Below are 22,376 nucleotides of genomic sequence, written 5' to 3'. Positions count from 1 at the left end.
ATGTTAATAAAAATCAATCTCTATTAGGCATCTTCACTAATTTCAAAACAGAAATAATTGTAATAAAGATGTATAGAAACCCTATAAAGCCTAAAATGCTAGTCCTTCTGAGTAGATCATTTTCTGACTAACATGTTTGAATTTTAGTTGAATATTTCTTCACAATTGTGTACAATTGTTAATGTTTTTTAACTTATTTTCTCATGGCTCTTTCAAAGTTCCTTGATGCTCGCAATGATATAGCTTTTCGCCGTATCTTTGGTACCGAAAAAAATAAAGATATTCTTATTCACTTTCTTAATGATATACTAGGTCTTACCGATGACAACAAGATTAAAGATGTCTCCTTTCTCAGTCCCATTCAAGACCCTGTCATTGCCTCTCAAAAGCAAAGCATTGTTGATGTTCTCTGTGTTGATTCTACAGGGATAAAAACTATAATTGAGATGCAAGTCGCTAAAACTACTGGCTTTGAAAAACGTGCCCAATATTATGCCGCTAAGGCCTATTCAAGTCAAGCTGATGTAGGTGACCAGTATCATGATCTTAAAGGCGTTATCTTTATTGCCATTGCTGATTTCATCTTATTTCCTAATAAGCTGGCTTATAAGTCTGATCATATTACTTTTGATAAGATAACTTTTGAACATGATCTCAAAGACTTTAGTTTTACTTTTATAGAGTTACCTAAATTTAAAAAAAGAGAAGATCAATTAGAAAATATAATAGAGAAATGGTGTTATTTTTTTAAACACGCCGGTGAAACAAGTGAAGAGGATCTAAAAAAAATAATAGGAAGTGATTTAATTATTGGCAGGGCTTATGATGAGCTAAACCAATATAATTGGAGTAAAGAAGAACGTCTTGCTTATGATCAAGCTAAAAAACGTACCGATGATTATTTATCTAGTCTTGAAGAAAAACTTCATCAAGGCATTCTAATCGGCCATCAAAAAGGTAAAATTGAAGGTATAGCAGAGGGCGAAAAACAGGCTAAAATAGTAGTGGCAAAAAATTTACTTAAAGCTGGTGTATCTATTGACGTCGTATCGCAAACTACGGGCCTTTCTTTAGATGAGATTAAGAAATTAATTTAACCTTATTCCGAGTCAAATGGCCTTGAATGGAAGCATTACTTAAATAACTTTGAGGCTCTAAACTTATTTGTTGTTCTTTTACATCATTAACTTCTAATCTACCATTTCCGTTATGCTCTATTGATTGATTTAATGTTATATCTAGCCCCTTATTAAATTCAATCATAAACTTGTCAAACTTTTTCGGACTTAATTTACCAGCTTCTCCGTCAGGACATGCTTTCTCTACATATGAGCTTAAAATCCCTGAAATCTCATTAAATTTACCACTCATGACTTTTCTAGTAATCTCTTTTTGCATTCCCATATAATCAATACTTAACCGGTGCATTGATACACCACTTTTTAATCCAGCTTGCTCTACTACTTTCTCAAATCCCTTTGTAATATTGAGTGCATAGCCCTGTGCTTCTAGTGGAGATATAGACTGATCTGCTGTAGAAACATACTTTTGACCTGTAACTTTTCTAATGAGCATGTCAAGTAACATTATCGTACCATTTACATCCACTCTTGCATCTACTTGTGAGATTGGACTTTTAGTACTTTCAGGTTTAGAACTTAACAATCCACTCACAGAGCTTTTTACCCAACCAAATAAATCATTTATCCATCCAGTTGGTCTTGTGCTGCTACTTGTTGTACTCCGACGATGACGAGCTTGCTCTCTATGTCTACTATGCCTATGTCTGTGAGTTACAGGTTGGTCTGATAACATCATAACTTCTGGATTGAAAACATCATTATACACTTGATCCTTATACTCTCTTTTTACAATATTTATATCTCTTGCAGCACTTATTTCCTTTTCATGATCTTTTAACACTATCTCTTTATCAGCAAACTTTATGCATAACGTTTTCATTCTAGGTGTTTCGTAGAACTTACTAAGTGTAATACTACATAGATCATTCTTAGTAATAGTCGAGTCAAAAGCATTCGTGATCATTAGATCATTATCATTACTACGAACAAACTTATAATTTCCTCCTTTTCTCGGTGTAATAATTTCATTACCTTCCTCTACATCTTGACCCGTTACCACAATTACTTCTTTGTCCTTTTCAAACATTAAAGGCTGTGGTTTTAAACTCCATTCATCATTATCAACGCTGATTGTCATCGGAACATTTTCTAATATCACATGAGTTTTATTATACCTCTCTACTCCATCTTTTAACCTCACAGTACAATACTCAGCTTGCTCTTTCACCGTTGCTCTCAATAACAAATCATTTTCGAATCTAATTACTTTTAATTCATGATTACCTTTTCTTACTACATTTCTTAAGTCAATCGTATCTATTGAATTCTCCTCATCAACATCATGAATAATAACCTCCTTAGTTTCAGAATCAATTACATATACATTTTCACCACCATTGCCCACTAAATGACTCCTATACGCTGGATTGCTATGTATTACTTCATGATTTCCACTTCCTATTACCACTGTCTCATTACTTAAAACTGATTGTATAAAAAATGACATTTTACTTACTCTATTTGCTACAGGTAAATAGTTTCTTATCACCTCTTCACTAGACTTATCACTACTTTCTAGCATGTACAAATTACCTTTATTCCCTATTCTGATTTCACCACTCTTTCCTAGTCTGTAAGCAGGATTTTCTGAATAAGAGATTGTGACATTAAATTCTTTATTTGACTCAACAAAATTGAATTTTACTTCATGTTCAGTTCTGTTAAAAACATTTATATATTTTACATCGATACTTTTTATATCAACTGCCTGATATGCAAACCAAAACGTATTGTTTACATTAAATCTTTCAGGGCCATATATAAAACTAAGCTCTGCACTTCCACTACTATTTAATGGTACTAGATAATCAAAGCTTCCTTTCAATGCTCGATTGTATACTACTGTGTTAGGTCTTACTACTATTTGCATTTGATAATCACAGCTATCATCTATTATGTTTATTCTATCTTTAATTTCTTCATTACCACTTTGACCATCTATTAGTCTTACATTACTATTACAACCATCACAGGAAACTGTTATTGTCTCTGCTTTATTTGCTCTTCCTATTACCTTATTTATTTCACATATTTTTAGCCAATTGTCTCTGAAATAGTCTGCTATCTCTCCTATCTCTAATTGAATGTTTAATTGCTCTTCCTGTAAAGCAAACAATGTTGTATCTAAAGTATTGATTCCACCTTCTCCTAATAGATGTCCCTTGATGTAATTTGCCTGTAAAACAAATATGTCGTCTTTATTGCCTCCATAATATTCTTTAGAGCCATTATTCACCACAAAGATATTTGGACTATTTAAAAATCCTTTTGCGTAATCCTTACCTTCTCCGAGATTAATTAAAGTATGATTCCCTGTTTTATTTGCGAATATACCAATTGCATTTTCACATAGATATGATCCATAATCTGGTGCAGGCTCATCATTTCCCTGTGGTAAACAAAATACTCGACCTTCATTTAAATCATCGGGTCTTGCTCTGCTCCATCTTATACCCGTTCTTTTTCTATCAAGTAGTACTTTACTATCTAGTTTATCAGTAGTAGGAAAAACATAGCTTTGAATATCACTATGCTGTTTTAAATACCCAAGTCCTTGCTTAACTAACTGATTATAAAGTTGTTTTTTCTCCATGAGCTCTTCTATATACTGCTCAGGCTTAATACCTATAAACGCACGTAAACCTTCAACAAACCTTTCATCTCCCTTTAGGTGAATAATCTGATCAATCTTCTCAACTCTCTTTACTGCCATATAAATATCAGTGCCAACAAAGACTACAGCACCAATTGTAGCTCCAATAGGACCAGTAACACTTGATACTCCTTCAAGTACTCCAAAAGCTTCAGCAACTTCTACACCAATCTCTGCAGCGTCAACTCCCAAGTAAATACTATCTCCTACTACACCAACTAGCGCTTCTTCCGTACCATTTTTAAATGCTTTTATCTGATTAACTAGATCATAGACAACAAAAGCAGAAGTACCACGAGCAAGAAAAGGTGATGCTGCTTTTAAAGATTGACCAACTAATAATTTTCCCTCTTCAGCTAGTTTTAATCCTTTAAGAGATGCAGCTTCAGCAACTTTAGCAAATCCTTGACCACCGGCTATAAAACCAACATTCACTGCCACACCTTGATAATTACCATTTAAAAAGTCAGCGAGAACATTTTTAGCCATCATTCCGTGCATAGTCATTCCGGAGATTTTTCCCATTTTTCCCAAATGATTCATGACTTTTTGATTGCCAATTAGATTACTTACGAGACCTTGAGCACTACCTACAGTTTTAACCTCACTTGCTAGCTGAATTAGCTGACTCTGCTTTTCTTTCGGCAAATCTTTAATGTAATTAACAAACCTTTCACTATCTATCTTAATCTTACTTAAATCTCTTTTCTCATCCTTCTCCTCATTAAATTCATCTACGTCTTCCCAGGTGAATAAACATTCTCCTTCAGCGTTTCTTTTCTTTCTACCTTTTAAGCACTTCTCTGGTGAAGATGGACTTTGCTCAATTTTTTTTGATTTTAATGTATCAAGAAAAGATCTTGCCTTCTTATATTCTTCACTATTAACTTCTAAACGTAAGAGATTTGCTTGACAATGTGATATTGCTTCATCTATATTACCAACCTTATCATACAAACGAGAAAGTTGATGGTGTGTAAATGCAACATTCTTTATGGTCTTTAAAGTATATTCATGTTTTTCACCCAGGCTACCTTTTTGAAATTCATAGACTTGTTGATAGATTTCTAATGCTTTTTTGTGATGTTCTAATGCTTCCTCTGGATTATTTGATAAGCCAGGTAAATTGTGTGTATATGCAATATTATTTAGAATCTTCGTAATCTTTTCAGTGGTTTTTGATATAAGCCTATGGTTACCTAGCATTTCTTCTCTGGCATCGTAAACTTTGTTATATCTTATTAATGCACTTTGGTAATAAGACAGTGCATCTTGATATTGTCGATTCTTATTATATGCATCACCGATCTTCCCGTTCGTTTGGGCAATATAACCCGAAACCTGTATAGCCTCTCTACTATCAGGACCTAGTTCCTCTTTTGTAAACAAGTAAACTTTTTGATAAATCTTTAAAGCATTCCCATCATTGGACCCAGACTTCAGAATCATGTATGCTACATTCTTAAGTACATTCAAAATGTTAAGGTACTTTTCAGAGTGAAGTAATTCGGAATGGTATAACAGATTTTTATACTTTTTTGAATTTTTGACCTCGCTGTATAATTTCCAATCTATATTACTGTCTTCATTATTAATACCACTCCAAAGATTAAGAGAATATTTTACAATTTCATTATATAAAATACCGTATTTCTCCCGAGCCTTTTTATATTCGTTTTGTAAATGGTATGTATAAGCTATATCACTCAAAGTCATCAGGTAACTGGCTTTCAATTCATCATTAACTTTATTAGGTTTTAAGTCTTGTTCTAACTTAGTTAAAGTAGTTAACGAATCGCTAAATTCTCCACCCGCATCTCCATTTGGTTTTTTCTTAAATTTTCCCTCCCGATTCTTTATTCTTGCTTTGAGTATATTCATATCCGCGAAACCAGAAAAATCAGGATAACGTTCTCCAATTGCATCCTTTAGATCAGCTATTTTTTCTGCTGCTTCCAATACTTCACTTTCCTTAATATTAGTATTTTTATAGTAGTACTTGTCAGCTATTTCGTTATTAATCACTTCTAATAGGCTCTTTGCTAACTCGACTATTTTGTCTTTTTTCTTACCATCCTCACTATTACCAGATTCCTCAAACTCATTAATCAGCACTCCTATAAACCCTTTAATGTTTTCGGGCTCTTTAAATACTAGACTTATACTCTGAATATCAATGTTCTTTTCACAAACTCCACGATAAAATTCCTTATAAAAATTGAATTTCTCACCATACGGAACTTTTAGAAGATCTTTTAGATAATCAGCGTATTCCTTACTATCTAACATATTGTAGATTAACTTTTGTAAATTAGTATTATTGGTCACTTGAACTGGAGGAGGGGGTTTTGCAACTTTTACTATTAGTGCTGATACAAGAGGCATCATATAATGTATACCTATCAACCTTTCTATAATAATAGGTATATTATTATTCTCAATTCTCTCTATCAATTCGTTTAAAAAGCTTCTTGTGGCGAATATGTCCTTTGAATCAAAATCTACTTTGTACTCATTGTAAGCGTTATAGAGCATTTCAAAAACATTGATTATAGTCTTGGTTACATCTACTTTTTCCTTTTTGCCCAATATTTCAATATCTATAGGTATTTCCCTTAAATCTTTCTCTAGATTTATTAGCTGCCTGATCTTCTCACTAGTCTCTTTTTTTTTGTTCAGTTTATCTTTTACTTCATTTTTCAACAATAATTCATCCAATACAAGTTCATTCTTTGCATTCTCATCTTGCACCTTTAGAAAACGTCTAGCAAAAGAGACAATGTTACTTTTATCAGAAAGGATTGCTTTAACAATATGAGTAGCACCTATAAATTTTACGATCTTATCTATAATTTTATTTGTTTCCTCATCAAGTTTATTATTATCCTCAAAGTATTTTTTACAAATTTGATTAAAACTTAATGTGTTATAACCATACCCTTCTACCTCTTTTTTCAAATTTTCTTTTGCTTGATTATAGTAACCTGGAAAGATTAGTTTATTCCTTTTTAATTCTATAAATTTTTCAAATAGCTTTCTCCTACTTATACTATCCAGCTTTTTTAAATCACTTTCATCATCAAATTCATTGTTACTAAAGTCTTGTGTAATTCCAATATCTATAGGAAGCAGATATTGCCAATAATCTATTACCAATTCTTTTAAGAACGCTTCTGATCGCTCTTCTATTGGAGATAATGAAGGGTATAAGGATTTTACTACTCTATACCCAAATAACTGACCAGCTTCTTCAGATGAAAGTGCTTCAGTATCTGTAAACTTACTTTTAATATCCCATAAGTGTTTTTTTAATTCCTCTTCAATCTCATTAGGATTACTATAGATTGACAAACTAACAATACTTTCGCCTGCTTGTTTTGCATATACGTAACAAAACAATTTTTGCCTTAAATTAATAACTGCTTCTCTAAATTCATAGACGCCGTAACTATAAAATGAGTGGACTAAATTATTTCTTAAATGCTTAATTTCTCTTCTTAGAATAGAAGATTCTTTTTCTTTTATTTCTAATTTAGGATAGATATTCACAATGAAATCAAACCATTTTTGATATAAATCTACCCCTCCCTCAGAAACTTCATTCTCTAAATTTATCAATTTACCATATGGATCAGAATTATTCTCAGAATCTTTGCTATCTTTCATCAGTTTAGCTCTTTTTGCACTGAATTCTTTTTCTTCTTTCAGTAATTTTTCTACATTTATTTTTTTATTATTTATTTTTTTATTCAACAGCGATAATTCCTCTTTCAGGTCTTGTAAAAATTGATCAATATCAATAATATTATTAATATCATTAGATTCGAATTTTTTTTTCTTAGACTTAAGAAAGAGACTACGATACTCTTCTATTATACCCTTCTCATTATCTTGATTACTTTTCCCTTTTTGATTCTTTCCACCATTTTTGGGTTTTGTACTCTCTTTCTTAGTGCTTTCTTCTAAAAATTTTTTCTTCAATGTAGTCCGCAAAGCTTCATCTCTACTCCCTTGAAATGAAAATGTTTCTATAAATAAAATGAATATCATGGCTTTTTTATAATCTGGAATATTCTTAAGATCACTACCTAAGAGTTGTTTGAGAGCTTCTATCTTTTTGTTGACATTCTCTACCTCCCTTTCCATTATTTCCTCCTTTGAGTGTTTTGAAGAAGCTTGAGTGTTTTTACTTGCTACCTCTGATTTTATATTTTTTCCACCTTGGGAAGTAGTTTTTTCTGTATCTTTAAGTATTTCAGCAGACCTACCTATTATCTTTTTTCCAAATTCTTCAATAATTTTCTCATTATTCAAACGTATAGCAATATCAAATGGAGTTTCATTTTGATGATTTTCAGTATCGATTCTTGCTCCACATCCTATAAGTAGCTTAACTACATTCAATTTACTATTGTCATTACTACTCTGAACAGCATAATGCAAAGCTGTATTACCGTCTCTATCCACAAAATTAACATCTGCATTTCCAATAAGTTTGCTTACTTCTTCAGATTTACCTTGACCTGCTGCAATAAGCAATTCCCTATTATTAATACTTATCTTTCTAAGTCTAATAGTTTCTTCTAAACTTTTAGTAGAGTCAGGAGACTGATGATGCTGAGCAGAATTAATAGTATCTCGAACTGACTGACTATTATCAGAAGAAGATTGCTGAGAAGAACCTGCCTTATTAGGATCATTATCAGATCTCTTTAACCTATCACCTGACAAACCTGGTGACTGTTGTCTTGATACAGGCTGAGTATTATCTGGCTGACTTCCTTGATTAGCATTTGAGGGCCCTGGTTGAAGTTTACTATCTGATTCAGGATGAATTTTAATAATATAATCGAGCAACTTTGTCTTTTGGAAATCACTAATACCTTCAGTAGAAGCTCCTTTTTCCACAGCAACCGCTGCAATGTTAAAGTAATTTTTTTCAATAGCACTTTTTAATAAGAGCTTTAGATCGTTCATATCTAGATCTTGAACTAGAGCAAAATTCGATATAACAAACTGCTTCCTTTCATAATCATTAGATAATTTTCGCGAAAAATCTCTTCGTTTGTTTATTAAATCTTCTTGATTTGGTATATCCTGTGATAAGAGTATATTCATTTCATCAAAAGATTTACCTTCAATTAACATGTCAACAATTTTTTTGGTATTGTCTATGGCAAATATCCCACAGTTATGCGAATCTGTTTGCTGTTGAACTTGAAAGCTTTTTATATCATCACTTGTTACTCCTAAAGTTTCCATAAGTGCAGATGCTATGTAACCCGTACTCATACTCATTTTATTAATTATATCATCTTTTTTTTCCTCTCTTAATGCTTTTAATTTACTTTGTATATCATTTAGATTACCTGTGTAAGGTTGTCCATTTTTTACTGCTTCTTCTTTTCTCTCTATTTCAATAGTCTCATTTATACGCAAAGAATCAATTTTTTGATTAATATTATTAAGTTTCCTTATTAAATCTCTTTTATCTTGGCTATCATCTTGTCTAAGCTGTAAAGTTCTTCCAAATGAATCGCAATAATAAGCATAAAATTTTCCATCTCTTTTATTATTAACTAAGGTTACCAAATGGTTATCCCCTAAATTTATTATAGAAATTAAGATTAAATTACTGCGGCTTTGATTTCTAAATTTTATAAATTGGTTACTTAAATGATCGAGATCACCTACAATAGAAAACAACACGCCACCTGTTCCTTCTTCATCCTCTTTATAATTATATTCAATTCTTGCAATATGCGAAATATCATGTTGCTGCAACCAATATTGATAATTACCTTTCTCTGTTTCATCTTCAAGAGTTTGCCAACTATGCTCCTGGTCATAGTCATTAGAACGTTTTAAGCGGTTTAAGATGTATTTTCTTTTCCAGGCTTGTTGCTCTATGCGCTGTTCTTCCTTCAATAGATCAACAATTTCTGAATTAACCCCTTTTAGATAGTCTGTTGGATGTTCAACCTTCAGCATAAAACCCCCTGCCTATATTCAAATGAAAACGTAATGTTATACTAGATATGGATATATGCTAATAAATACAATTGGCAATGCAAGTAATTTTTATGTATATTATGATATTTTATTTTCACGCTGTTTTATTTTGCACTGAACTTGCGAAAGAGTTTTTTTTAAACTTCGTTTTGGCTGTAAATTACATCAACCTTTCTCAAAGAAATTACTATTAATCTAGCAATGTATTCTACTAATAATTTAAATAAAACAACCATTTCCAGCACTCAAAACCAAGGAACGTGAGAAGTGTTTTCTTTGGAATCGTATGGTCTACCAAGCGATACATACGAACTTTTTTATATGATAATTTCACTATACGCTAAAATCAGTTATATTGGCTTACTTTCACTAAATTTACATATGAACTGTTTTGTCTAACTTTGTTGCAACAATTTCATGCTTTTGTTTTCAGAACCATATTTTTATGCAACACATTCTCACAAATATACGATCTTTTTTGCAATTTTAGAAAGAGTCAATAATTGAATTTTTTGTGACGCTGATTGATATAGTATCTGCGAGAATACTTTTTAGTAGTTGACCTTACGAAAACTATATACTATAGTTAATATTTATTCTCTTACCATATTAGAGTGGGTATGCAAATACCGAGGACTATATAGCCTTCAATAGTAGTTGATGCTATCTCATATGTTTAAGATAAGCTAAAATGGTTATATTCATATTAGATGTGACCTGATTAGGAAATTTTTATAGTGCTGTTTTGGTTAGTTTGTGGGGTAATACGATGAAAAATACACATAATAGAGGTAATACACTTCCTTTTATAGCTGGTACTCTTGCTACTCTTACGTTACTTGCGTCTGGGGTTTTTGCTATAGCTCCCTATATTGCGTTCTTATCTCCAATTGCAGCTTTAGGTATCTCTCTCCCCATTACTTTGATTATATCTTTGCTTTCTATAGCAGTAATTGCATTTACGTACAAAATAATTAGTAAAAATAAAAAATTAGATGAAGCTTCAAAGCAAACTAATAGTCCTGTAATAAAAGACGAGGTAGAAAAGCGAATCAAAAACCTAGAAGAATCTAATATTCTATTCAATGAAAAGTTAGAAGTGCTTGCTAGTACTACAACAACAAGTCAAATGAAAGAAGAGCTGTACATGAAATTTTATGAAAAAGGTGAAGTAAGGGGAAATAAACCTTTTGAGGATTTTATTCTTGAAGAACATAAAAGAGAAGAGTTAAGTAGTATTTGCAAGTTAATAAAGGATAATATTAGTAAAATGTCCTTAGAAAAAACAGGTAATTCAGAAGAAAAAAGAAAAGTAGAAAGAGTAGGATGCATTTTGTACGGTCCACCAGGAACTGGTAAGAGTACAATTGTTGAAGCTATTGCAGATAAATTTAAATCTCTCACTATGTTTATAAAAGTTCCTGGATCTGATTTGCTTAGAAAATCAAGTATAAATGAGGTTTTTAATAAAGCAGAAGAAAACGCCCCTTGTATAGTTCTTATAGATGAAATTGACAGCATCGGTACAAAGCGCACTGATGATAATCAAGTATCTTTAAATTATTTTTTCACTAGGTTAGATGAAGCTAGAAGAGATGTGATAGTGCTTGCTACAACTAATGTCTGTATGGGAGATCTAGACACAGCACTTACTAGGGGAGGTCGGCTAAGCAAAAAAATTGAATTCCATGAACTAAAAGGAGACACGCTTAGGAAAGTACTGAAAGCGGGCCTAAAGAAAGAATTGAAAGGTACAGAATTTGATTCATATATTAAAAACATTTTAGAGGGTACTGCTAATATTACTTTTTCAGCAGCAAACTTGGATAGTTTTATAAACTATGCAGCTGAATGTGCACAAAGTAGCAAAAAGCCTAATGTTCGTACTATGGTCAAAAATTTTTGTGATAATTATGGTATTCCATTTAAAAATCCACTAATACAGAACATAAATTGAAAGTTACAACAGACGTACAAAATCAGGAGAATGATAGTGGTTATTCGAGTGGTACAAATACTCCAAGTACTTTGAAAGGACAATCTTTAATGACCCCCGTTATTATTAATAAGTTAGAAGAATGCAGAAAATCACTTAATCTGGTAGACTAGAATTAGCTGGCAGAAGAATTGAGGTAGTCATATCAAGTTCCAATTAATAGAAAAAGAGTATTTTTTGTTTATAATTTAATGTTTAAGCAAGCTTATCTATTTGCCTTTTTGATTTAAGTTTGTTTTTTGGATAAATTTGGCCATTTTATATTGGTACTAATATAAGAATATCTACCACGTTAAAGGTTTACGTAAACACTTAAACTTACTACAGAAACTAAAACATTGCAAAAAAAATATCATATTAAAATTGGTTTAACTTATCTTATATACATACGAACTTTTGTTTATAACAATTTTACTATGGGCTAAAACCAGCTATATTGGCTCACTTTTGCTAAATTCACATAGGAACTATTTTACCTAACTACTTTCCAAGGATTTCAAAATTCTATTTTTATAACCTTATTTTTACGCTGCTTGTTCTCACAAATATACGATCTTTTTTGCAATCTTAGGAAGAGTCAATAATTCAATTCCTTATAACACTAATTAGTATGGTCTTTTCATTAAATTTATCCTCTCAAAAAGACTGTGCTTTATCCATCTACTTTAATGGTATCATAATATTTTACACCTAAATCTATTCTATAAAAATTCACAATACGAATTAGTAAATAGATTATATTCAAACCGATTGTATTTATGATATATAGCGCATACAATATATTACTTGTTTATTTTAGTAGGGGGTATAGGTATGTTTAGTTCGAAGCAGGTAGTACAATATAATTTATTTGGTAGTAACGTCCTTGAAGGCATTTCATCTTGTAAATTTGCACATTTTCCTGAAGAGGTATTTGAGATTAGCAGTGAAGAAAATCAAGCAATAGATAGTTTAGAAAGCAAAATAGAAAATCTACAACAGGAAAATTTTGATCTTAAAAAAAATGTAGAGTTACAAAAACACTATAAGAAAAGAGTAGAAGAGTATTACGAAGAAGTAAGTGAACTTACAACAAAGGAGCAAACTCTAGCAGGGAAGGTAAAAGGACTTGAAGCTGAGTTACAAAAAAAGACGAAAAATTTAATTGAAAATAATCAAGATATTGAACAACTAAAACAGGAAGTAGAAATATTATTATTAGAAACGCAGAGCAAAAGTGATGTAATTAAGAACTTAAATAACCAATTAAAAGAGGCAAAGAATGAAATTCAGTTAACAAACAAAATAAATAAAGAGTTACAGCAAAAACTGGATTTGACTGAAGCTGAGTTAAACAGAGTAAGAAAAGAAAGTACAGTGCTGATAAACAGTATAGAGGATTTGAAAGGTAATTATGAAAATCAGATACTAGAAAAAAAGAAGGAACTTAATGATATAAGAGATCAATTGTGTATTTATTTATTAGAGTATAAAGAACTATTTGCAGAATTCAATAGACTGCAGAAGGAAAACGAAAGTTTAAAACAGAAAAATTTCTATATTAGTAATGAAGTGTCTCTTGCAGATGAAATAAACAAAGAAAACGTAAGAGAAGAAATAGCAAAGCTTCAGTTTGTACCTGAAGTGAAAATTAAACATATTATTGATAATAATGATTTCCCAATTGAAGTATGGAACGAAACGGATAGTGAAAGTGACAATGTTAGCCCTTGCCCTGATTATGATGAAAGTTTTGGTAGGCGTTACAGTCAACTATTCTATGATGAAGCCATAATTCATAAAGAAAAAGATACTTTTGTTTTAATTCGTCAAAAAGATTCTTTTTCTTTAGCGAAAGTAAAACTGAATACAAGAGAAGAAGAAAAGTATGAAAGTATTTGGCAAAAAATAGATAAGATCCTTGATGACCTAGATGTTTTAGGTAACTTTGGTAACGAAGAAGATTACAAGGAACAAGAAAAAAGATTTGATAAAGTTATAAGTGAAGCACTGGAGCAAGGAATAATGTTCACTTTTCCATATAAATCTGGTATGTCCTTGATAGATCGTATAGCTGACACATTTCAAAAGCTATATTTATCTGCTGACACTACTCGAATTCATGAGTTCTTACACAAGAGAAAAATATTTCAGGTAATATCAGAAGGTGCATATTTAAATAGATCGAGCGACGAAGAGCATGAAGATTTTGTGAACATAATTTGTTCAGATTTAGACACTTTGAGTAAACGATCCGAAAACCTTTCAAAGCTTAAGGGATTAGCACTTGAAAGTATTATGAATAAAAGTGAGCAAATTGATGAATATGACTTTGAACTAGAAATAGATAATGGATATTTTTGCATAGATTATCCACAAAATAGTATTGTTGAAGTTACAAGGATATTAAATAATCAAAAAGCTAAAGATTTAAATCTAAACATTGGTATACTTCAAATTGGAAACAGTATAATTAGAGTTGAAAATATAGGAGGAAGGAGAAATTATACAGAGTTCTCGGGAGATATCATTGAAATGTCTTTTACCACTGAAGTAGGAGAGATCAGTATTCATCTATGTCCTAGTGAGAAAGATAGTAATAAAATAGAAGTGAGGCTTGTCGATGAAGTAAGATTTAACAAGTTAGAGAATAAATCAAGTTTAGGGCAGAGTTGTCTGTTAGGTGGGAAAAGTGTTTTGACAGCTATAGAAAATGGGTATTTCGAAAGAAATAGTAGTGCTTTTAAAGAGTTAGGTAAGACTATTAGACAGTCAGATTGTACAATGGAAAATCCATCTAGCTTTTTAGAAGAAGTTAATAGAAATCAGCTACTAAAAGTAAATGCAAGAGCTTATGGTAGGGGATTATGATAGTTGCTGTACATTGTAGATATAAAAATAAGGGGGATTGAAGATGCGTTTTAATTTAGAGCCAGGAAGTACTTTTTGTGATCGTCAGAGTAAGCTTGTAACTGTCAAAATAAATGATGAAGAAAAGATTAATTTACCTTATACGTCATATATCTTTGATAAACATCACCATTTTATCATCTCTAATTTCAAGATGAACCCTACGAACAGCATACTAACTAATTTTTATCAACAAGAGCTATACTTAAAGCTAGAAAAAGTAGAAAGTGATTATAAGTTGGTTCTAGTTAATAATGAAGATCAATATTATTATTATGTTTACTATAATGATACAAATATTGTCAAAATAGCTACTTTTAATTCTATACCTAGCAATTTCATAAAATATCAAGGTCAGTATTATATTTTCTCTTATGATGGAGAGTGTTCAGTCAATTTTGTACCGCTAATAAATAGTAGGGTTCTAGTAGATCCAAAAGATATAATGAGTAATCAAGACATAGATTTTGTCTTAAAAGAGCTTGAAAAGCTGCCTGATAAGAGACTTAGAATAGGCGTTGGAAAGAATTTTTTAAGGGGACCAGAAGAAGTGCTATCAAGTACTTATAAAAGTGCTGAAGTATATGGTATACGTGGTAATAAAATTGGGATATTGAATAATATTGCTACTAGCTTTAGTAATAAAAAATTAGAGCTATTCTCTGGAAATGTTTCTATCGATACCATAGATCAATTTGGTGCTAATCTTAGTCTTAGAGCCTGTTCATAATCTTTTGAGGAGTAAAGCAGTAAAGGCTAGAACAACCATTTGCAGGCTAGTATTGAGTTTCCGCTCGCAATTTTTCCACAATCGCCTACATTTTTCCAACCAAGCAAAAGATCTCTCAACAACCCATCTTTTCGGCAATACAGCAAAGATGTGTAATTCGCTGCGCTTTATCACTTCAACAGTTGCTCCAATAATATCTTTTATTTGAGTTGCAAATTTTTCTCCCGTATAACCCGCATCAACTAGTATATTTTGGACTTCAGAGAGGTTTTCTCTTGCATTTTTGATCATTTTTACAGCACTGCTACGGTCAGTTATTTCTGCTGTTGTGATATAAATTGCGTGTGGTAGACCTTGAGTATCAACTGCAATATGGCGTTTTATTCCTGAAATCTTTTTACCAGCATCATAGCCTTTTTCTTCAGCAGTATCTGCATTTTTTACGCTTTGTGCATCAATTATGCAGAAGCTGGTTTTTTCTTTCCGACCATTGTTTTGTCGAACTACGCCAACTATTTTTTTTTAATACCAGCTCCAGAACACTTTCTTTATTTGCATCTGCTTTTTCACTCCACTTCTTAAAATAGTCGTAACAATTCCGCCATTTTGGAAACTCTTTTGGTAACATTCTCCACTGGCATCCACTTTTTAGGACGTATAATACTCCACAAAATACATCATATAAATCAAGTGTTCTCGGCTTTGTTCTCTTCCTGCAAGACTCCAGATCTGCTACAATAATCTCAAACTTTTCTCGACTTATATCACTTGGATATAAATTTCGCATATCCTACTTTATATACTTTATCCTCTCATTCTATCCCTTTTTTGAGATCACGTACAGGTTCTGAGCAAAAGTTCTCTCCACGCTGCTACTTCCAGAACCTTCATTGCTGGATCGGATTCTACTAATGCTGTAAAATTTGTGTCTCGATTTATTAACTCTTCCTTCATTCTCAAAAATATTTCCTCAAAGTTCAGTGGTTCGATAATATTTGGCTGCTGCATTTCTAAACAACTATTCCGCTAATATCTATGAATTTGCCTTCTGAAAGATACATACCTTCGAGTACAAGAGTCATTTTTCCTTCTTTAACTTCAGCAATCTTTACTTTTTCTAACTTAAATCTCTTTTCCCATTTTTCCAAAGCTTCTGCAGTTGCTGCGTAAATTTCTAGTGTTAAATCACGATTAACTGGCTTGTCCACTAATTCAAATAGTTTTGACCCATAATCTCTCCTCATTATTCTACTGTTAATAGGAGTGGTCAGTATATCAATTATCGATTGCTTTAAGTGCTCTATTCCTTCAAGAGCTTTTCCCGTTTTAGCATCCATTCCTCGCATATATTTTTCATGGCTCTGACTGAATACTTGCATGTTTTTCACGTGCTATAGAAATAGCCTTTCTTAACTTCTTTTCAAGAATTTCTTTAGAAGGAAGCTGTGTTAAATACTGTGCAACATGAATATTAGAGCCTTCGAGTTCAAGATATTCTATATCCTCTTGATCCTTATCAGCACATAAAATAATCCCTAACGGTTTTTCTTCACCTGCTTTTCGTTCATTTTTATCTAACCAATTTAAATACCATTCCATCTGTCCTTTATAAGCTGGTTCAAAACGACCTATTTTTAGCTCTATTGCTATAAGGCGTTTTAATCCTCTGTGAAAAAATAGCAGGTCCAAATACCTGTCAGTTGTTTTAGTACTCATCCTTTTTTGACGTGTTACAAAACAAAAATCATTCCCAAACTCTTGTAAAAACTTTGTCAATTCATCCAAGATTGTATTTTCTAGATCAGTCTCACTATAACTTGATGGCAATTCCATGAAGCTAAGGAAGTATGGGTCATGAAAAATGAATTCTGGTGCTAACATATTTTCTTCACGTAAATTTTTTATACTCCTTCTTATGAAATCTTCAGGTTTTTTTGCTAGTGCTGTACGTTCATACAACATAGTATCGATTTTACTACGTAGTGCCCTAACACTCCACCTTTCAATACGACACATTTCTATATAATAATTACGCTTCAGCTCATCAGAAATTGCAATAATTTCTACAAAATGTGACCAACTCAATTGTTGTGACAGTGTCGCGACAATCTCTTGATCAGGAAAGAATTTAGAAAATTGCACCATACGAAATAATGACGCTCTATCAAACCCACGTCCATATTTAATCTGAAGTTCTTTTGCAAGTTGGGAGATGATTTGCTTCCCATAATCTGCGCGTTTGTGCTTTAGAATATCTTGATCAATTCTGGAGCCAATTTCCCAGTTTAACAATACTAGAGTAGAGTTGAATTGAACAGAAAGATGATTCTTTGCTCTATCTATTAAATTACTAATGTCTCCTAATAGGCTAATAGTTATATCCATGTTCATAACTTTATTTTTGGTAAGTATAGCAGATGGTTTATTTTTATCCTGAAAAAACATTACTACTACCACTTATTACTTTAGAACCACAAGATATTGAATCTCCAACTCTTCCTATACTATAGCCATTTGTAAACACTGTTTTTGATCCTTCAGTTAATACTCTACCTTCTGTAAAATTATCTCCTTTTCGGCAAACTGGCTTACCATTTACAAAAACATTGTTACTGCCACTAACACAAAAATGTAGTGTTGCTTCTGCACAATGATCTCCTACTCGCACAACCGATTTATTCATTTAATTAAGGTTTATTCTATCTGCTTTCAGTTTTATTTCGCTCTTCGTCATCTCTATGCTCGATTCCCCAGCTTTCAGTGTTATTTTGTCTACTACTTCAATCTCTAAATGATGCTTTCCTTTATCATATGTAAACTTCGTCCCATCTTGAAATTTTATACTATTTATTTCTTTTTTATTCTCTGGTGCAGAGTATTTTTCCTGATATATTCCTCCTAATACCACTCCTAATGATAGTTCACCAAGAGGAGAAAATACCATAACCTGTCCATCAATATCTGGCGGAGACCAATCTCTATCTTTTCCTGCTTTACTCGTTATCCACGGCAACCAATCTGTTAAAAATTCTCCTATTTTAACTCTTACTTTTGCTTTTTCATAATCTATTTCTTTTACCACTCCTATACGAATAACGTTTGCTAGCTTCCTATTCAGCTCTGAAATCGCAAAACTATGATCCAACATATACGTTACCTATCTCTATAATATGCGGCTTAATTCCAGTTTCTGACCACACTGATTTACCAATATGTATCTCATGAACCCATTCAACCATCCACACTAAATATGCATCGAGCTCTGGTCTAAAGTCATCTCCTCCTCCTGATATAAATTCTCCTGGCGAAACATTTTCCACATTCCAAGTATTTTTATTTACTACTTTTGCAACTTCGCTAGCTAAAGATCTGACAATAATAGCTGCATTTTCTATTGTGCTATCAATCACAATTCGTGCTTCAAATCTTGCTTTCAGCGCTAATTCCTCTGTTCCAGGATCTTTTCCCGATTCTAAACTCACAAGCTCTACAAATAACGCTGGCGCTACTAATTCTTTCCTTATTGCTGGATAAATTTCACATGTCTGTATAGACGATATTTCTCTCTTCAGCGTAGTGCAGATTGCATTATGCAAATCTTTAAAATTCATACATTTCTTGTAATATAGTTCAATTCACGCTCAAAATATTTCTCAAATATCCCTTCTGTTTCATAATTAACTAGCTCCTTTATTATTTTTGATGCTTCTGGCTCCAGTCCTAATTTTACCTCTTGTATCGGCAAAGCTTTTCTTCCTTCACGCCTAAAAACACCACTATTTCCTCTTGGCATTTTTGCTGTAAACGCTCCTATAAACTCATGTTTTCCTACTTTCGCTCCTTTTCTTGTTTGTTTCATTTTGCCAACTTCTGATGCTCTAATATCATATAAATTTGCTCTCATTAATACGTCTAACCTACTTGTCTTAGCCTTAAAAATTCTTAATCTCTTTCTTATCAAACTTTTCTTTTCCTCACTGATTTCCTTAGCTGCTTTTGATTTTAGCCATATTGCTGTTTTGTTCAGCGCTTTTATAGCTGCAAGTTTTATTTTCTGCTCTTTTCTTTCAATATTGCAGATTATTTCATTAATATTGTTACTAATCAAACACTTTCTATTGCCTCAATTTTCCATATTTCACTCGAAGAATCTTTTAACGGTGGTTCAAAAATCTTGTAGAACCTTTTTTCAATCTTGATATAATTACCTATGCTAAAGGAAGTAACGTCCTGATCACGTATTTCTATAGAAGCAATTTGCTGAGTTAATGCTCCATCTGCACCTAAAGAATACGTAGTATCGGGACGTTTAATTAGCACTTTCATTTTACGAATACTCTCCTTATTTTTATTACAATATATGGCTTCCACTCCTAGATGCTCAAAACAATCTTCCAATAATTTTCCTATATTCATCAACTAGAACTAATTTTTACCAAAACTGCCGGACGATGGCACATTGGCAATGGATTTGACTGCGTATGTAAATCTGTTCCTCTATCAAATCTTCTTGGCTCTTGTTTTGCATATAATGGCTGACCAAGCGTATTCACCGTCTCATTAAAGTCTGCTGGTGCAAAATATGTCGTAAACGTACTTGCTGTTCCTAGTGGAAAACAGTGTCCTGTATCTCTTTCTATAAATCTTCTTACGGTTCCTTCAGGATCAGTTGCTTGTCCTCTATATTCCTCAAATGTTATTCCACAGAACGTAAATCCTGACCTCATATCATTTCTTAGCGCTGCTCCTTCTTGCCATCTCTCATATGCTTCTTTTACTTTAGCATGAGAAGTTAATGCATCAAAAAACTCAGGGCTTACCAAGGCATGAATTCCAGTCATATATTCACCACTTAGGTTATCTTCTATATGCCGGAGTACTTCCAGACACTTACGTTTTACATCAGTTGTTGCTGTTCCAAGGGCAAAATTTACTACTTTTGGTGTTATTTCAAATTCGTTGTACAGATTTAATAATTCTGACCCATCAGCATCTAAAATTATTCCCTTCAGCGCTCCCATTCGCAAATGCTCTAATGTTATTGCATGTTTGTTTCTCATTAGCTGTAAATGGTCAGTTATTACGTCTGCTAGAGCTTTAAGTTCACTCTCTGATCCAAATGCCCTTATTCCTTGCACTTCTTCTGGTAACACCACATCATCATGAGGAATATGAGGAATGGTAAATGTCCTTACCTTTCTTTTTCCTCTTTTTCCTACTGTTGCTGGCGCCCCTGGTACTTGCGTTGGTAATAAACTCAATACTCCGTTGTGTTCTTCTATGGTAATATGTCTAAATCTTACTGACCTACTTGGAAACAAATTTAGATTTTCAACGCGACCGTAATTTATCGGCAATATATTTATCGCATTTGTTAGCGCCGTCATGCTAAATGCTGTATTTGTAAATGGATTTTGCATTTTTTCTTTTCCCCCTTTTGTATTTTTAATAGTTTTTTTAAGCTCCCTTGCGGATCTCGTGCTTCAAGTTGCTTTATTGCTTCAGCTTTCTGTTCTTCAGTGATATTTGCTGGCCACACAACTGCATGATCTGCTAGTATTGCACCACGAGTAATAATTACTGCTTTGGCATTTTCTGTCGCATTTACATCACTTACTATTGCACCTATTGCTGTTTGTGTGCCATCTGTTCCAGCAGGATTAAGTACTCTAATAAAACCATCTTCCGTCTTTTTGGCAACTACTGCACCAAGCTTAAGATTTTGACCTTTAGCTACTGTTATTTGGTCTCTTGAATATAGGTTGGACACTTCATATTTCAGAAGATCCCCAAGGTTATTTTGTTCTGTTATAGTACTCATTTTGCTTTTCCCCTTTATTTTTTACTTTTGTTATACTACGAATATTCTAAATGCCAGATTGTGCACGACTTCTTGCTACCTGCATCATTAAATCTTCTGACGAATTCTGTGGTAATGTGCTTAAAATTTCAGTCTTCATTGTTCGTTCTGCAAGTATCGACATTAATATTTCTTGTGCTTGTTTGCTGCTAACATTCTGCTCTATAAATTCTCCTATTTTCTCTGGCATTCGTGATAAGTTGCATAAACGTATTAATTCAAGAACTTCAGCATGATAACTGTCATTTTTGATTTTATTAGTTAAATTATCAGTTTCTAGGTCAGTTGTAGTTTGTTCATTCATAGTAATACTCCTGTTTTTATTAATAGATGAAAGAATTGTAATTCCGTCTGCAAGGCCTATTTCTATTGCTCTCTCGCCAAAATATAGCCCTGCCTCTGTTGATCGAATCTTTTCAATTGAAAGACCTCTGTTCCTCGCTATTAGCTGCACAAACATTTCATATAGTCGGTCTACTTCTTTTTGTAAGCTTTCCAGACTTTCAGACGTCATTGGCTCATGTGGATTTAAATCATTTTTTCTACTTCCTGCAAATACTGTGGTATATTTTATTCCCTGTTTTTCATCAAACCCACTTTGATCTATATGACTTGCTATTACTCCAATACTGCCAACACCAGAAGTTCTGCTCACAAATACCTTCTCAGCGCTTGAAGCTATAGCATATGCAGCAGAGTATGCATCATCATTTGCTATCGCTATTATCCTCTTTTTTGCTCTTGATTCATAAATAAAGTCAGCTAGGTCAAATATACCGTTTACCTCTCCTCCGGGGCTATCTATATCAAGCAGAATAGTTTCTATATCTTTGTTTGATAATGCTTCTTCTATTTCTTCTTGAATTTTCTCATATGATGTCATTCCCAGAAAATCGTCAAAAGCCCCTGGTTTTTTGGTCAAAATTCCATGTATTGCTATTACTGCTGTTTTTTCTATATTCTGATTTACTGCATGTTTTATATTTTTCAAGATAGGTTGTTTTCCGTTATATAGTGACAACAGGTCAAAGCTTTTTTGCTCTATCATCATCGGCCTACATAGCCAGTTGGTTTGTAAAATTTCCATAAAGTAA

15 protein-coding genes and 2 pseudogenes are annotated in these 22,376 nt (G+C 32.6%); 4 read left to right on the top strand and 13 right to left on the bottom strand.

Annotated features, from left to right (window positions below; all coding sequences use genetic code 11):
* Nucleotides 1-203 precede the first annotated feature (203 nt).
* A complete protein-coding gene (locus ONG75_RS03035) occupies nucleotides 204-1,097 on the top strand; it encodes an Rpn family recombination-promoting nuclease/putative transposase (protein WP_264375753.1) in 894 nt (297 codons plus the stop codon).
* Here the strand turns inward: ONG75_RS03035 and ONG75_RS03030 are convergent.
* The gene (locus ONG75_RS03030; RefSeq protein ID WP_264375752.1) at nucleotides 1,081-9,786 is read right to left on the bottom strand and encodes an ankyrin repeat domain-containing protein; all 8,706 of its coding nucleotides are present in this window, start codon (nucleotides 9,784-9,786) and stop codon (nucleotides 1,081-1,083) included. The two genes, ONG75_RS03035 and ONG75_RS03030, sit on opposite strands and share 17 nt — an antisense overlap.
* Nucleotides 9,787-10,576: 790 nt before the next feature.
* On the opposite strand from ONG75_RS03030, the gene ONG75_RS03025 reads away from it, so the two are divergent.
* The 3 genes from ONG75_RS03025 to ONG75_RS03015 all read left to right on the top strand — a co-directional run bounded on the left by ONG75_RS03025 (nucleotide 10,577) and on the right by ONG75_RS03015 (nucleotide 15,422).
* Nucleotides 10,577-11,764 carry an ATP-binding protein gene (locus ONG75_RS03025; RefSeq protein WP_264375751.1) on the top strand — a complete coding sequence of 396 codons (1,188 nt, stop codon included), beginning with the start codon at nucleotides 10,577-10,579 and terminating at the stop codon, nucleotides 11,762-11,764.
* Between the two features lie 852 nt (nucleotides 11,765-12,616).
* Entirely contained in the window at nucleotides 12,617-14,653 is a 2,037-nt protein-coding gene (locus ONG75_RS03020) for a coiled-coil domain-containing protein (protein WP_264375750.1), read from the top strand.
* A gap of 43 nt (nucleotides 14,654-14,696) precedes the next feature.
* Nucleotides 14,697-15,422: a hypothetical protein gene (locus ONG75_RS03015; RefSeq protein WP_264375749.1), complete on the top strand. Its 726-nt coding sequence runs from the start codon at nucleotides 14,697-14,699 to the stop codon at nucleotides 15,420-15,422.
* Here ONG75_RS03015 and ONG75_RS03010 read toward each other — a convergent pair.
* The 12 genes and pseudogenes from ONG75_RS03010 to ONG75_RS02955 all read right to left on the bottom strand — a co-directional run bounded on the left by ONG75_RS03010 (nucleotide 15,417) and on the right by ONG75_RS02955 (nucleotide 22,369).
* Nucleotides 15,417-16,209, bottom strand: a protein-coding gene (locus ONG75_RS03010; RefSeq protein ID WP_264375461.1) for an IS5 family transposase whose coding sequence is annotated in 2 segments (ribosomal slippage) — nucleotides 15,417-15,944 and nucleotides 15,946-16,209 — 792 coding nt in all. Because the reading frame shifts where the segments join, the coding sequence is not laid out codon by codon here. The genes ONG75_RS03015 and ONG75_RS03010 overlap by 6 nt on opposite strands.
* Before the next feature lie 59 nt (nucleotides 16,210-16,268).
* Nucleotides 16,269-16,430: pseudogene (locus ONG75_RS03005) on the bottom strand (baseplate assembly protein); the annotation flags it as partial.
* A 2-nt stretch (nucleotides 16,431-16,432) separates the two neighbouring features.
* Nucleotides 16,433-16,768 carry a GPW/gp25 family protein gene (locus tag ONG75_RS03000; RefSeq protein ID WP_264375748.1) on the bottom strand — a complete coding sequence of 112 codons (336 nt, stop codon included), beginning with the start codon at nucleotides 16,766-16,768 and terminating at the stop codon, nucleotides 16,433-16,435.
* A 7-nt stretch (nucleotides 16,769-16,775) separates the two neighbouring features.
* Nucleotides 16,776-17,813, bottom strand: coding sequence for a PDDEXK nuclease domain-containing protein (locus ONG75_RS02995; protein WP_264375747.1), 1,038 nt, complete (start codon nucleotides 17,811-17,813; stop codon nucleotides 16,776-16,778).
* 37 nt (nucleotides 17,814-17,850) lie between these two features.
* Nucleotides 17,851-18,105: a PAAR domain-containing protein gene (locus ONG75_RS02990; RefSeq protein ID WP_264375746.1), complete on the bottom strand. Its 255-nt coding sequence runs from the start codon at nucleotides 18,103-18,105 to the stop codon at nucleotides 17,851-17,853.
* On the bottom strand, nucleotides 18,106-18,570 hold the full coding sequence (locus ONG75_RS02985) for a phage baseplate assembly protein V (RefSeq protein ID WP_264375745.1): 465 nt from the start codon (nucleotides 18,568-18,570) through the stop codon (nucleotides 18,106-18,108).
* Nucleotides 18,557-19,033: a hypothetical protein gene (locus tag ONG75_RS02980; protein ID WP_264375744.1), complete on the bottom strand. Its 477-nt coding sequence runs from the start codon at nucleotides 19,031-19,033 to the stop codon at nucleotides 18,557-18,559. Before ONG75_RS02980 ends, ONG75_RS02985 begins: the two co-directional genes overlap by 14 nt.
* On the bottom strand, nucleotides 19,030-19,527 hold the full coding sequence (locus tag ONG75_RS02975) for a phage tail protein (RefSeq protein WP_264375839.1): 498 nt from the start codon (nucleotides 19,525-19,527) through the stop codon (nucleotides 19,030-19,032). Before ONG75_RS02975 ends, ONG75_RS02980 begins: the two co-directional genes overlap by 4 nt.
* Nucleotides 19,527-19,838, bottom strand: a complete 312-nt coding sequence (locus tag ONG75_RS02970) for a head-tail joining protein (protein ID WP_264375743.1) — start codon at nucleotides 19,836-19,838, stop codon at nucleotides 19,527-19,529. The genes ONG75_RS02975 and ONG75_RS02970 overlap by 1 nt, the downstream gene beginning before the upstream one ends.
* On the bottom strand, nucleotides 19,838-20,842 hold the full coding sequence (locus ONG75_RS02965; RefSeq protein WP_264375742.1) for a major capsid protein: 1,005 nt from the start codon (nucleotides 20,840-20,842) through the stop codon (nucleotides 19,838-19,840). The genes ONG75_RS02970 and ONG75_RS02965 overlap by 1 nt, the downstream gene beginning before the upstream one ends.
* A 56-nt stretch (nucleotides 20,843-20,898) precedes the next feature.
* Nucleotides 20,899-21,243 (bottom strand): annotated as a pseudogene (locus ONG75_RS02960) (head decoration protein); the annotation flags it as partial.
* 46 nt (nucleotides 21,244-21,289) lie between these two features.
* A complete protein-coding gene (locus ONG75_RS02955; protein WP_264375741.1) occupies nucleotides 21,290-22,369 on the bottom strand; it encodes a S49 family peptidase in 1,080 nt (359 codons plus the stop codon).
* Nucleotides 22,370-22,376: the final 7 nt, after the last annotated feature.

It is taken from the genome of Wolbachia endosymbiont (group B) of Sphaerophoria taeniata, assembly GCF_947179355.1.
GTDB lineage: Bacteria > Pseudomonadota > Alphaproteobacteria > Rickettsiales > Anaplasmataceae > Wolbachia.
This window is presented reverse-complemented; position numbering and strand designations above follow the sequence as displayed.

Excerpts from the sequence above, each read along its gene's own strand:
- ONG75_RS02995 (WP_264375747.1), bottom strand. The coding sequence starts at position 17,813 with ATGAACATGGATATAACTATTAGCCTATTAGGAGACATTAGTAATTTA.
- ONG75_RS02965 (WP_264375742.1), bottom strand. The coding sequence starts at position 20,842 with ATGCAAAATCCATTTACAAATACAGCATTTAGCATGACGGCGCTAACA.
- ONG75_RS02985 (WP_264375745.1), bottom strand. The coding sequence starts at position 18,570 with ATGTTGGATCATAGTTTTGCGATTTCAGAGCTGAATAGGAAGCTAGCA.
- ONG75_RS03030 (WP_264375752.1), bottom strand. The coding sequence starts at position 9,786 with ATGCTGAAGGTTGAACATCCAACAGACTATCTAAAAGGGGTTAATTCA.
- ONG75_RS02955 (WP_264375741.1), bottom strand. The coding sequence starts at position 22,369 with ATGGAAATTTTACAAACCAACTGGCTATGTAGGCCGATGATGATAGAG.
- ONG75_RS02970 (WP_264375743.1), bottom strand. The coding sequence starts at position 19,838 with ATGAATATAGGAAAATTATTGGAAGATTGTTTTGAGCATCTAGGAGTG.
- ONG75_RS03020 (WP_264375750.1), top strand. The coding sequence starts at position 12,617 with ATGTTTAGTTCGAAGCAGGTAGTACAATATAATTTATTTGGTAGTAAC.
- ONG75_RS03025 (WP_264375751.1), top strand. The coding sequence starts at position 10,577 with ATGAAAAATACACATAATAGAGGTAATACACTTCCTTTTATAGCTGGT.
- ONG75_RS03015 (WP_264375749.1), top strand. The coding sequence starts at position 14,697 with ATGCGTTTTAATTTAGAGCCAGGAAGTACTTTTTGTGATCGTCAGAGT.
- ONG75_RS02980 (WP_264375744.1), bottom strand. The coding sequence starts at position 19,033 with ATGAATTTTAAAGATTTGCATAATGCAATCTGCACTACGCTGAAGAGA.
- ONG75_RS02990 (WP_264375746.1), bottom strand. The coding sequence starts at position 18,105 with ATGAATAAATCGGTTGTGCGAGTAGGAGATCATTGTGCAGAAGCAACA.
- ONG75_RS03035 (WP_264375753.1), top strand. The coding sequence starts at position 204 with ATGGCTCTTTCAAAGTTCCTTGATGCTCGCAATGATATAGCTTTTCGC.
- ONG75_RS03000 (WP_264375748.1), bottom strand. The coding sequence starts at position 16,768 with ATGCGAGGAATGGATGCTAAAACGGGAAAAGCTCTTGAAGGAATAGAG.